Origin of the sequence: Usitatibacter palustris (assembly GCF_013003985.1) — a bacterium.
Classification (GTDB): Bacteria; Pseudomonadota; Gammaproteobacteria; order Burkholderiales; family Usitatibacteraceae; genus Usitatibacter; species Usitatibacter palustris.
This window is the reverse complement of sequence record NZ_CP053073.1, coordinates 1,449,049-1,461,992: the sequence shown is the minus strand read 5'-3', so window position 1 is coordinate 1,461,992 and position 12,944 is coordinate 1,449,049. Positions and strand designations below refer to the sequence as shown.

7 protein-coding genes are annotated in these 12,944 nt (G+C 66.1%); 3 read left to right on the top strand and 4 right to left on the bottom strand.

Annotated elements, in window-relative coordinates; translation table 11 throughout:
* On the bottom strand, positions 1-312 hold the full coding sequence (locus DSM104440_RS07410; protein WP_171161379.1) for an ArsR/SmtB family transcription factor: 312 nt from the start codon (positions 310-312) through the stop codon (positions 1-3).
* Between the two features lie 157 nt (positions 313-469).
* Between DSM104440_RS07410 and DSM104440_RS07405 the strand changes: the two genes are divergently transcribed.
* From DSM104440_RS07405 to DSM104440_RS07395, 3 genes are read left to right on the top strand one after another with little or no spacing between them, the layout of a single operon-like run.
* Positions 470-2,743 (top strand): NADP-dependent malic enzyme, encoded by a 2,274-nt coding sequence (locus DSM104440_RS07405; RefSeq protein WP_171161378.1) that lies wholly within the window; start codon positions 470-472, stop codon positions 2,741-2,743.
* Positions 2,740-3,111 (top strand): VOC family protein, encoded by a 372-nt coding sequence (locus tag DSM104440_RS07400; RefSeq protein WP_171161377.1) that lies wholly within the window; start codon positions 2,740-2,742, stop codon positions 3,109-3,111. The genes DSM104440_RS07405 and DSM104440_RS07400 overlap by 4 nt, the downstream gene beginning before the upstream one ends.
* Positions 3,098-4,048, top strand: a complete 951-nt coding sequence (locus DSM104440_RS07395) for a S66 peptidase family protein (RefSeq protein ID WP_171161376.1) — start codon at positions 3,098-3,100, stop codon at positions 4,046-4,048. The genes DSM104440_RS07400 and DSM104440_RS07395 overlap by 14 nt, the downstream gene beginning before the upstream one ends.
* 97 nt (positions 4,049-4,145) lie before the next feature.
* Here DSM104440_RS07395 and DSM104440_RS07390 read toward each other — a convergent pair whose 3' ends face one another.
* The 3 genes from DSM104440_RS07390 to DSM104440_RS07380 all read right to left on the bottom strand — a co-directional run bounded on the left by DSM104440_RS07390 (position 4,146) and on the right by DSM104440_RS07380 (position 12,933).
* Positions 4,146-5,834, bottom strand: coding sequence for an ABC1 kinase family protein (locus DSM104440_RS07390; RefSeq protein WP_171161375.1), 1,689 nt, complete (start codon positions 5,832-5,834; stop codon positions 4,146-4,148).
* A gap of 171 nt (positions 5,835-6,005) precedes the next feature.
* Entirely contained in the window at positions 6,006-9,521 is a 3,516-nt protein-coding gene (locus DSM104440_RS07385) for an indolepyruvate ferredoxin oxidoreductase family protein (protein ID WP_171161374.1), read from the bottom strand.
* 79 nt (positions 9,522-9,600) lie between these two features.
* Positions 9,601-12,933, bottom strand: coding sequence for an ATP-binding protein (locus DSM104440_RS07380; protein ID WP_171161373.1), 3,333 nt, complete (start codon positions 12,931-12,933; stop codon positions 9,601-9,603).
* Positions 12,934-12,944: the final 11 nt, after the last annotated feature.

Sequence of the window (12,944 nt, the reverse complement as noted above, 5' to 3'; positions counted from 1 at the left end):
TCAGGACCGTTCGCGAATGTACGCAAGCACGGCGGTGAGCGAGTTCTCGAGGAAGCCCTTGTTGATCCAGTAGAAAACTTCCTTCCCCACCTTTTCGGATTCGAGCACGCCCGCCTCCCGCAGAAGCTTCAGGTGATGCGACACCGCGGAGCGCGAAAGCGTGGAGACCTCGACCACCTGGCCCACGTTGAGGCGCTCGCCCGGTTCAAAGGTAAGAAGGATGCGCTGGCGGTGTTCGTCACCCAGCGCCGTGAACGCGCGCGAGATGGTTCGCCATTCGCGGGGGATTGCACGCAGATAGTTCCTGTTCATGCGACGACATTCTTGGTTATATCGACGCGACATGTCAAGAAAATTAATGGGGTCAGACCCCTTTAACGGGCTTCCCATTGTTAAAGGGGTCTGACCCCATTAATTTGATAAACTCGGCGCAAGAAAAACACCATTTCGCTCAGGTATTTACGCCCCGATGCAAGACGATATCCGCCAGGCCGCCCTGGAGTACCACCGCTCTCCGGTCGCGGGGAAGATCGAAGTCACCGCGACCAAGCCGCTCGCGACGCAGCGCGATCTCGCGCTCGCGTACACGCCCGGCGTGGCCGCCGTGTGCGAGGCCATCGCGGCGAACCCGGCCGAGGCGCACTCGCTCACCGCGCGCGGCAACCTCGTCGCGGTGATCACCAACGGCACCGCGGTGCTCGGCCTCGGCAACATCGGGCCGCTGGCCTCCAAGCCCGTCATGGAAGGCAAGGGCGTGCTCTTCAAGAAGTTCGCCGGCATCAACGTCTTCGACATCGAGGTGAACCAGTCCGACCCCGACAAGCTCGTGGAGCTGGTCGCCGCACTCGAGCCTACGTTCGGCGGCATCAACCTCGAGGACATCAAGGCGCCCGAGTGCTTCTACATCGAGAAGAAGCTGCGCGAGCGCATGAAGATTCCGGTCTTCCACGACGACCAGCACGGCACGGCGATCATCGTCGGTGCCGCGGTCGTGAACGGCCTGCGCGTGGTCGGCAAGGACATCGGCAAGGTGAAGCTCGTGTGTTCCGGTGCGGGGGCCGCGGCGCTCGCGTGCCTGGACATGCTCGTGGCGCTGGGCCTCAAGATGGAGAACATCTTCGTTGCGGACATCGCCGGCGTGGTCTACCAGGGCCGCAAGGAAGAGATGGACGACAACAAGATCCGCTACGCGAAGAAGACGGACGCGAGGAAGCTCGGCGACATCATCAAGGACGCGGATGTCTTCATCGGTCTTTCCGCGGGCGGCGTGCTCAAACCCGAGATGGTGAAGGCCATGGGCCCGAAGCCGCTGATCATGGCGCTCGCCAATCCCACGCCCGAGATCCTCCCCGAGGAAGTGAAGAAGGTTCGCGACGACGTCGTGATGGCCACGGGCCGCTCGGACTACCCGAACCAGGTGAACAACGTCCTGTGCTTCCCGTTCATCTTCCGCGGCGCGCTCGATGTCGGCGCCACGACGATCAACGAAGCGATGAAGCTCGCAACGGTGCATGCGATCGCCGATCTCGCGATGGCCGAGCAGTCGGACATCGTGGCAACGGCCTACGGTGCGGTCGGCGCAGCATTCGGTCCCGAGTACCTCATTCCGAAGCCCTTCGATCCGCGCCTCATCGTGAAGATCGCCCCGGCAGTCGCGAAGGCTGCGATGGACAGCGGTGTCGCCACAAAGCCGATCACCGACTTTGCGGCATACACGCAGCGCCTCAACGAATTCGTCTACCACTCCGGGCTGATCATGAAGCCCATCTTCACCGCGGCGAAGGCGGCGCCCAAGCGGCTCGTGTTCGCGGAAGGTGAAGACGAGCGGGTGCTCCGCGCCGTGCAGGTCATCGTGGACGACGGCATCGCCAAGCCCACGCTGATCGGCCGCCCTGCCGTCCTGGAACGCCGCATCGAACGCTTTGGTCTGCGACTGCAGGCCGGCCGCGACTTCCAGGTCGTGAACCCGGAGCACGACGAGCGTTACCGCGACTACTGGCAGGAATACCACCGCCTCACCGAACGGCGCGGAGTGTCGATCGCGTACGCGAAGATCGAGATGCGCCGGCGCCTCACGCTGATCGGCGCGATGCTCATGCACCGGGGTGAGGCTGACGGGATGATCTGCGGCACGTTCGGCACGCCGCGGCTGCACCTCACCTACATCGACCAGGTCATCGGCCGGCGCCCCGGGGTGGACAACTACTACGCGATGAACATCCTGATGCTCCCGAAGCACACGGTGTTCATCTGCGACACGTACGTGAATCCGGATCCGACGCCCGAGCAGATCACGGAGATGGCGGCCCTCGCGGCAGAAGAGATCCGGCGCTTCGGCCTCACGCCGAAGGCGGCGCTGCTTTCGCATTCGAACTTCGGCACGAGCGATACGCCCTCCGCGGTGAAGATGCGCGCGGCACTCGAGCTCATCCGCAAGCAGATCCCCGACCTCGAGGTCGAAGGCGAGATGCACGGCGATGCGGCGCTCAATGCGGAACTGCGCCTGGCGTCCTTCCCCAACTCGCGCCTCAAGGGCGATGCGAATTTGCTTCTCATGCCCACGCTCGACGCGGCGAACATCTCGTTCAATCTCCTGAAGACCGTGGCGGGCGACGGCATCACCATCGGGCCGATCCTGCTGGGCGCCGCGAAGCCCGTGCACATCCTCACGCCCACCGCGACCGTGCGGCGCATCGTCAACATGGCGGCGCTGGCGGTCGTCGACTCGCAGATGCAGAAATGATCGACCGCTTCCACCATCTCTTCATCGCGGTCGCCGACTTCGACAAGTCGCTGGCGTTCTATCGCGACACCCTCGGCTGGCAGGTGGTCGCCGACTGGGGCCAGGACGGCAAGGGGCGCGGTGCGGTGCTTTCCGGCGGCGGCATCAAGGTCGTGATCGCCGAGGAGCATCTCGCCAAGGGTGCGAACGGCATCCAGCCCAACGTGCACCTCGATATCCACGACATCGACGCGCGCTTCAAGAAGATCCCCAAGGGGGCGCACATCGTGGTCGAGCCGGAGGAAACGCACTGGGGCACGCGCTGGTTCGTGGTGCGCGATCCGGACGGCAACATGATCGCGTTCGAGGAACTCCATGGACGGGACTGAACGCGTATTGCGGCTGCCGCGCGCGATCGGCGAGCCCGCGACGATCGGCGTGTACGCGCTCTCCGGGCGCGTTGACCAGTCGATGCTCGCGAACGCCGTGGACCACATGCGGGAACTCGGCCACCGCGTCATCATCGCGGAGGAAACGAACCACGAGTGGCGCTACTTCGCGGGCACGGATGAAGAGCGCGTCGCGGGCTTCCATCGCCTGCTCGACGACCCCTCGATCGACATCATGATCTGCGCGCGGGGCGGCTACGGCGTTTCGCGCGTGCTCGCGCACATCGACTGGAACAAGGTTGCGAACAGCGGCAAGTGCTTCGTGGGCTTCAGCGACTTCACCGGCTTCAACATGGCGGCCTACGCCTGCGCGAACCTGCTCACGTTCCACGGCCCACTCTTCTGCATCGACTTCGGCGACGGCCCGCCCAACGGCTTCATGGAGCAGCACTTCTGGTACACGCTGAGCCGCGGCACCGAGCGCCTCGACGACATCGCCTGCGAGCACGGCTACGAGCCGCGACGCATCGACGGTCGCATGTGGGGCGGCAACCTCTCGCTCGTCGCGCATCTGGTCGGCACGCCGTATTTCCCGAAGATCGAGGACGGCATCCTGTACGTGGAGGAGATCGGCGAGGAGCCCTACGCGATCGAGCGGATGTTCTTCCAGCTCTTCCACGCCGGCGTGTTCTCCAACACCCGCGCGATCCTGCTCGGCGACTTCCACGACTGCAAGCCGGCGAACCCGTCACGCTATCCGTACGAGATGGATGAAGTCGTGGAGACGCTTCGCAAGCTCGTGCCGATTCCGGTGCTCACCGAGCTGCCGTTCGGCCACGTCGCACGCAAGGCCACCCTGCCCTTCGGCGCGCCCGCCACGCTGATCCTCTCCGAGAAGAGCTACAGCCTCAGCTACTCCCACTTCCTCGGGAAATAAGTGGGGTCAGACTCGACTTAATTTGATTCTGTGGATAACTGGGGCCTGACCCAGTTATCCACAGAATCAAATTAAGTCGAGTCTGACCCCACTTATTTCAGGCAACTCCGGGGCGGTTGGCGCGGCGCTCGCTGCGCCGGTCCTGGATGAAGATGTTGGCGACCATGTAGAGGCCGCCGGCCACCGCCGTCAGGAAGCACACGATCGCGAGACCCGGGTAGCCGAAGAGCGTCCACGTGGTCTCGATCCGCATCATCAGTGAAGCACCGATGATGAGCGCGGCGAGGATCACGCCCGACGCGATGCGATTGGCGATCTTCAGCAGCCCTTCCATGATCACCGGCGCATCAACCGCGCGGACCTTCATCTCGAGATCCTTGCCCGCGACGAGATCCATGATCCGGTTCAACCGCACGGGCAGGCCGGACAGGAATTCCTTTACGTCGAGCAACGTCGTGGCGATGTTGCCCTTGTTCGCATCACGCGTCAGGCGCTTGGTCATCAGCTCGGAGGTATTGCGGCGGATGGCGGCGTCGGCGTCGAAGTCCGGCGAGAGGATGCGGCCGACTTCATCGAGCTGCAGCAGCGTCTTGCCGAGCATCGTGAATTCGCTCGGCACGTGCACGCCGAATTCCGCGGCGCTGCGGGTGACCTCGAGGAGCGTGCGGCCCATGCTCGACTCGCGCAGGTGCTGGCCCTGCCGGTCCACGACCAGGGCGGCCACGCGCTTGCCGAAGCCCACCACGTCGAAGCCCAGGTCGGTCTCGCTCATGTCGCACAGGGAATCGGCGACCTCCTCGGACTTGCCCTCGCTCATCGCGAGCAGCACCTTGAGGAGATTGTTCTGCATCGCCGGCGTCGTGTGGCCGACCATTCCGAGATCGAGCAGCGCCACGCGCCCGTCGTCGGTGAGGAAGACGTTCCCGGCGTGCGGATCGGCGTGATAGATCCCATCGACCAGCACCTGCTTCAGGTACGCGCGGAAAAGCTGGTCGGCGAGCGCGAAGCCGCTGACCTCGAGGCGCGCGAGCGGGCTGATCTTCGTGATCTTGCGGCCCTGCACGAAATCCATCGTGATGACGCGGCGGGTGCTGAAGTCGGGCACCGGCTGGGGAATCTGGATGAGGTCGAACTCCGCGAGGTTCTTGCCCACGAGGATCAGGTGCTGCGCCTCGCGCTGGTAATCGAGCTCGCGCATGATCGACGCGCGCAGCTCTTCCACGATCTCGCCGAAGCGATGCTGCCGTCCAACCTTGGTGTAGCGGTCGAGGAAGCTCGCAACAGTGGCGAGCGCCGCGAAGTCGTCGACCACCTGGGGCACGACGTCGGGACGCTGCACCTTGACCACGACCTCGCGGCCGTCGCGCATGATCGCCGTGTGCACCTGCCCGAGCGAGGCTGCGGCGAGCGGCTCGGGATTGAAGTATTCGAAGGCCTTCGAGATGCGCACGCCGAGCTCGGCTTCGACGATGCGCTCCACGTCGGCGTACGGAAACGGCTTGACCTTGTCCTGCAGGCGCGCGAGGGCCTTCAGGCACCGGGGCGGCAGGAGGTCGGCGCGGCTGGAGAGCACCTGCCCCAGCTTCACGAACGTGGGGCCGAGCGCCTCGAGGTCGTCGGCCAGCTCTTCGGGCGGCGGGTCACCCGGGGATGTCTTGAGCAGCGGCTCATCGATGCCCAGTTCCTCCTCGGAAGCCATCTGCTTCACGAGGTCGGAACGGCCGTACTTCCACAGGAGTTGCGCGATCTCCTTGTAGCGTTTCATGCGCCGGGCAGTTGAGCTCATGGCGCTTAATGTGAGGCTGCGCTCGCCGCTCGTCTGTCAGCGGGACGTCGCGTGTAGGCGTAGGGCGGGTCCTACGAAAGATCAAAAAGGGGTCAGGTTACTTTTTCAACCTGTCCCCTTTTCTCGGGGAAAAGGGGACAGGTTGAAAAAGTAACCTGACCCCTTTTTGATCTACGCCGCGACCTTGATCGGGATCGCCGCGCGCTTCTTCACGGAGTCCGGGTCGCGAAGCTGCTGGAGGAGATCCATCCCGCGGGCCCTCGCATCCTTCAGGTGGCGCTCCTTCACCGGGCCGTAGCCGCGGATGCCTTCGGGCACGGAGGCGATCTGCACGGCGAGTGCCACGTTCTTCGCGTCGAGCTTGCCCAGTACCTCATCGATCACGGTCTCGTACTCGCCGATCAGCGCGCGCTCGGTCTTGCGTTCGGCGCTGTAGCCGAAGATGTCGAACGCGGTGCCGCGCAGGCCCTTCATCCTCGCGAGCACGCGGAAGGCCGACATCATCCACGGGCCGTAGACGCGCTTGCGCGGCTCGCCGGTCTTGGGATCGGTCTTTGCCCACAGCGGCGGCGCGAGGTGGAAGTTCACCTTGTAGTCGCCATCGAACTGCTTCTCGATGCGCTTCATGAACTCGCCGTCCGTGTACAAGCGCGCGACTTCGTACTCGTCCTTGTACGCCATGAGCTTGAAGAAGTAGCGAGCCACGGCCTCGGAGAGCGCATTCGAGCCCGGCGCCTTCGCCGCTTCCGCGGCCCGCACCTTCGCGACAAAGTCGGTGTAGCGCTTCGCGTAGGCGGCATCCTGGTAGTCGGTGAGGAAGTCGCGGCGGCGCGTGATCATTTCCTCGAGCGAATTCGAGAGGCGCTGCGTCTCGGGGGTCGCTTCCGGCGGAACGGCCACGCGCTGCACGGCGGCGAGATCGACCGCGGCACGGCGGCCCCACTCGAACGCGCGCAGGTTGCCTTCCACCGCGGCGCCGTTGAGCGTGATCGCCTCGCGGATCGAAGCTTCCGCGAGCGGCACGAGGCCCTTCTGCCACGCGTAGCCCACCATGAAGAGGTTGGTCGCGATCGAGTCGCCCATGAGCGCCGTCGCAATGCCCGACGCGTCGATGAACTCCGATCCGCCCTCGCCCGTCGCATCCTTGATGGCTTCGGCCATGTCGAGGCTCGGGATCTGCAGGTCCGGGTTCTGCGCGAAGCCGCCCGTGGGCGCGATGTCGCTGTTCACGACCGCGCGCGTCTTGCCGACCTGCATCTTGGCGATGGCTTCGTCGGAGGCGGTAACGATCATGTCGCAACCGATGACCACGTCGGCCTCGCCCGCGGCGATGCGCACGGCGTGGATGTCTTCGGGCCGACGCGCGAGGCGGATGTGCGAATACACCGATCCGCCCTTCTGCGCGAGGCCCGTCATGTCGAGCACTGCGGCACCCTTGCCTTCGATGTGCGCGGCCATGCCGAGCAGCGCACCAATCGTGACGACACCGGTTCCGCCCACGCCCGTGACGAGGATTCCATACGCCTCGTCGAGCGACGGCAGCGCCGGTTGCGGCAGGTCCATCTTGAGCTCGGTGCCCGCGGGCTTGCGCTTGCGCAGTCCACCGCCTTCGACCGTGACGAAGCTCGGGCAGAAGCCCTTCACGCACGAGTAGTCCTTGTTGCACGAGGACTGGTCGATCGTGCGCTTGCGGCCGAATTCGGTTTCCACCGGCGCGACGGAAAGGCAGTTCGATTTCTTCGAGCAATCGCCGCAGCCTTCGCACACCAGCTCGTTGATGAACACGCGCTTCTGCGGATCGGGGAACGTGCCGCGCTTGCGACGGCGACGCTTTTCCGCGGCGCACGTCTGGTCGTACACGAGCGCGGTCACGCCCGGGGTCGCGCGCAGCTCGATCTGCACCGCATCGAGATCATCGCGATGGCGAATCTCCACGCCCGGCGCGAAGTCCGCATTGGCTTCGTACTTCTCCGGTTCATCGGTGACCACGAAGATCTTGCCCACACCTTCGGCGCGAACCTGGCGCGTGAGCATCGGCACCGAGAGCGGGCCGTCGACGGGCTGGCCGCCCGTCATCGCCACCGCGTCGTTGAAGAGGATCTTGTAGGTGAGGTTCACCTTCGCGGCGACCGCCGCGCGAATCGCGAGCAGGCCCGAGTGGTAGTACGTGCCGTCACCGAGGTTCGCGAACACGTGCGGCGTTTCGGTGAACGGCTGGATGCCGATCCACGGTGCGCCCTCGCCGCCCATCTGCGTGAAGGTCATCGTCTCCTCGGGGCGGATCCAGATCGCCATGTAGTGGCAACCGATCCCCGCGAGCGCCTTGCTGCCTTCGGGAACGCGCGTCGAGGTGTTGTGCGGGCAGCCCGAGCAGAAATACGGAATGCGCGCGACCTTGTTCCGAGGCTTCGCGAGCTCGGCTTCCTTCGATTCGATGAATTTCAGCCGCGCCTCGACGATCTTCGAGGTGTAGAACTTGGCGATGCGCTTGGCGATCACGCGCGCGATCATTGCGGGCGTCAGTTCACCCGCCGCGGGCAGCAGCCATTCGCTGCGATGCGTCTCCCACTCGCCGTGCTCGTCGTACTTGCCGATCACGCGCGGACGCACGTCGTCGCGCCAGTTGTAGAGCTGCTCCTTCATCTGGTACTCGATGACCTGGCGCTTCTCTTCCACGACCAGCACTTCATCGAGGCCTTGCGCGAACTCACGCAGGCCATTGGATTCGAGCGGCCAGGGCATGCCGACCTTATACAAACGAATACCAATCTCGGCGGCGTGCTTCGTGTCGATCCCGAGGTCGTCCAACGCCTGCAGCACATCGAGGTAGCTCTTGCCCGAGGCGATGATCCCCAGGCGCGGGTTCGGCGAATCGATCGTGATGCGGTTCAACTTGTTCGCACGCGCGTACGCGAGCGCCGCGTAGATCTTGTCGTGCTGGAGCCGCAGCTCCTGCTCCATCGGCGCATCGGGCCAGCGGATGTTCACGCCGCCTTCGGGGAGCTGGAAGTCGGTGGGGATGATGATCTTCGGGCTGTCCGGGTCGATCGCGATCGACGCGGAGGAGTCCACGGTCTCCGAGATCAGCTTGAACGCGACGTAGCAGCCCGAATACCGCGACATCGCGAAGCCGTGCAGGCCCAGCTCGATGATCTCCTGCACGCCCGTGGGGTACAGGACGGGGATCATCGCCGCGTCGAACGCGTGCTCGCTTTGGTGGGGAAGCGTCGAAGACTTGCAGGCATGGTCGTCGCCTGCGAGCAGGAGCACGCCGCCGTTCTTGGCGGTGCCCGCCGCATTGGCGTGCTTGAACGCATCGCCCGAACGATCGACGCCGGGGCCCTTGCCGTACCACATGGCGAACACGCCGTCGTATTTGGCGCCTTCAAAAAGGCCGACCTGCTGCGAGCCCCACACGGCGGTCGCAGCGAGCTCCTCGTTCACGCCGGGCGTGAAGTGGATGTGATGGCTCTTGAGGTGATCGCGCGCCTTCCACATCGCCTGGTCGAGGCCACCGAGCGGCGAACCGCGATATCCGGAGACGAAACCTGCGGTGTTGAGTCCGGCGGCGAGATCGCGCTCGCGTTGCATCATCGCGAGGCGGACAAGGGCTTGGGTGCCGGTCAGGAACGCGCGCCCGGAGGCAAGCGTGTACTTGTCCTCGAGGGACACGGGTACTGCGGACATCGGGCTTCCTCCAAAATGGGTGCTTTGGGGCGCTTCGGCCGGCCGCAGGATTGTGTCCCGCGTCGGGGAAAGCCGCAAATTATACGGGGTTGGACACCCTCGGAGCCAGCGGTTCACTCTCCCGCTGCAGGGATTGGAGCAGTGCCGAGGCCTCGCGCACCGCCGGACTGCCCGCCCCTTCGGAAAGGCGATCCAGGATGGGTGCGAGCAGGTCGAACGCCTTCATCCGCTCGCCTTGTTCGCCCCAGAGTCGCGCCAGGCTGGTGGCGGCGCAAAGCTCCGAGAACGTGGCCTCCTGGTTGCGCGCGAGCGCGATCGCCTCGCTGTAGGCGGCCTCGACCTCCGCGCTGTTGCTGCCGGGCACGAGCCGCAGGTAATCGCCGAGCCAGCGCAGGCAATGGGGCCAGAAGTAGCGCTCCGAGCCCGAGCTCAGCTCGTCGCGCACCCGGCCCGCCTCAGCCGCGCCCGCCTCGAAGTGGCCCATCGCCGCGAGCACGTACGCATGCACGGCGTGGTGCGCCGGCACCATCGCTCCGGTCTGGGTACGCGCCAGGTGCCGCAGGCCGCGCTCCATGAGCGGCAGCGCGCCGGGAACATCGCCGGACAGCACCCGCGCGTGGCCGCTCAGTACGGCGCCGTATCCGCGCCATAGATCCATGTCGTGCTCGTTCGCGAATGCGAGCGCTTCGGCGCTGAAGCGCCGGGCCGCATCGGCATCGCGAGCCATCGCAGCGACGATCGCGCCGTGCACCAGCGCATGACCCAGCGTGTGCACGTGGCCCATGGCGCGCGCGGCGGCCACCGTTTGTTCCACCAGTTGCCAGGCGCGATCGACGTAGCCCAGGGCAAGGAGTGTCAGCGCGACGTGGAACTGGGTCGCGATGTCCGGATCGGCGGCAAAGCGTTGCGCGACGGCGATGCGCTGCTCGCGCGATTGCCGCCGCAGCACGATCGCGAGTTCCTCGGCGAGCTCGAACGTGGTGTTTGCCGCGACCAGCTCGCCGGTGATCATCTCGCCGATCCCCAGCGCGCGAAGCGCGGTCAGCATGCGCCCGTCGCTGCGATCGCGCTGCGCGCCATCGCGCATCCCGCGTGCGATCCGCAGCGCCTTCGCGTGCTCGCCGCGAACGTAATAGGCCACCCACATCGCATAGGAAACGGAAAAGCGGTTCGGCCGGTCGGGCATCGTGTCGATCAGCGCCTGCGCACGTTCGAACACCGCGACGGTTTCCGAATGGCTGTAGCCGCGCAGCGGAATCGTCGCCTGGCCGAGGAGGAGGAGCAGCCGCAGGCGGCACTCCTGCCAGGTCCGCTCGAGCGGCATCGACTCGGCGCGCTGCAGCGCGTGGCTGAGGTGCGCGATCGCTTCCTGGTACGCCGGGCGCGCAAGTGCTTGCGCTCCCGCACGCTCCCAGCAGGCGATGGCTTTCTCGATCAACCCGGCTTCCGCCGCGTGCTGCGCGAGGATCTCCGGCGGCGCTTCGGGGTTGCCTTCGAGTGCGGCGACGATGCGCGCGTGGATTTCCTGTCGCTTGGACCGGAGCAGGCTCTCGTAGGCGGCATCGCGCACCAGCGCGTGCTTGAAGACGTAGGAATCGCCTTCGGCACGGTTGCGCCGGAAGACGAGCTCGGCCTCCTCGAGTCCCGCCAGTCCCTTGTGCAGTGCCGTGGCCTCCAGGCCGCTCACCTGTTCGAGCAGCGCCCGGTCGAACTCGCGGCCGATGCACGCGGCCGTTTGCGCCACGTCCTTCACGGTGGCGTGGCGGTCGAGGCGCGCCATCATGCTGTCGTGCAGCGACGCGGGGACCGACAGTCGCGCGAACCCGGGCGAACCTCGCTCGCCCTGGCGAGCCTGCGCCTCGAGCACGGTCTTGGTGAGCTCCTCGACGAACAGCGGCACGCCATCGGACTTGGCCGCGATCTCGCCGAGAACGGGAACCGGCAGCGAATGGCCCTTCGCAAGGTGGCCCACCATCGCCGCGATGTCACTCGGCCCGAGGCGGCCGAGAGAAAGGCGCGTGAGATGGCCGCGCTCGTCGAGGTGATGCACGAACTCCGGACGCGCGGTCACGATCGCGAGGATGCGGCTGCCGGCGATCCGCTCGACGCACATCTCCACCAGCTCGAGCGTCGTGGGATCGATCCAGTGCGCGTCTTCGAGCACCCAGAGGACGGGCGTGCGCTCGCTGATGCGCAGTACCTGCGTGAGCAGCGTCTCGAACGTGCGCGCGCGTTGCTGTTCGGGCGAAAGGTCCAGCTTGCCGTAGCGCCCGGAGCCGTCGATGCCGAGCAGCGAAGCGATGAGGGCGGCATCGGCGTCTTCGGCCCCGCCCAGGATCGCGTCGAGGCGGTCGAGCTGTTGCGCAACACTCTCGTCGGCGCCAATCCCCGAGGCACGCCGCAGCTGCTGGATCATGGGGTGCAACGCGCTTCCCGAATGGTAGGGCGAGCACTGGTTGCTGATCAGCACATGATCCCCGCCGGCAAGCTCATCTTCGAGCGCGCGCAGGATGCGCGACTTGCCGATGCCCGGCTCGCCGGTGAGCACCACCATCTGTCCACGTCCCTCGAGGGCGAGGCGCCAGCGGGCCTTGAGCAGGCCCAGTTCCGCATCGCGGCCCACCATCGCCGTCACGCTGTCGCCTTGCCGCGCTTCGTAGCGCGTGGCCACCGTGCGCTCGGCCAGGACGGCATAAGCAGTAACGGGCTCGGGTAATCCCTTGAGCCGCCGCGGTTCCATTTCCCGCATCTCGAAAACGTTGCCCACGAGCGAGCGCGTCTGGGCGCTCACGACGATCTCCCCGGCGCCCGCCTGCTCGAGCAGCCGCGCCGCGAGGTTGGGCGTCTCGCCGATCACGGCGCGTTCCTTCGCCAGCAGGTCCCCCACGACGACGAGGCCCGTGGCGATGCCGATGTGCGCGGCAAGCGGCTCGCCGGAGGGCGAGCGCAGCGCGGCCACGGCGCGCACGATGCTCAGCGCCGCGCGCACGGCCCGCTCGGCATCGTCCTCGTGTGCGCGGGGGTAGCCGAAGTAAACCAGCGCACCGTCGCCCACGTACTGGGCCACATGCGCCGCGTAGCGCTCGGCTTCCGTGGCGATCGTCGCCTGGTACTCGCGGATCAGGTCGCGAAGCTCCTCGGGATCGAGGCGGCTCGACAGCGGCGTGGATCCGACGAGGTCCACGAACATGAGGGTGAGGCGACGGCGCTCCGGGTTCGCGGTGTCGCCGGTGGCGAGGCGCACGATCGCCGCGAGCAGCTTCACCCGCGGCCCGATCGGCACGCCCATCTCTCTCAGGTGGACATCGGTCAGGAGCGGCAGGGCCTCGGCATCGATCCCGCGCTCCTCGAAGACGTCGGCGTATTCGCCGAATCCCCCGGTCTCCAGCCACGTTCTTACGTCACGCTTCATCGAAGGCCCCC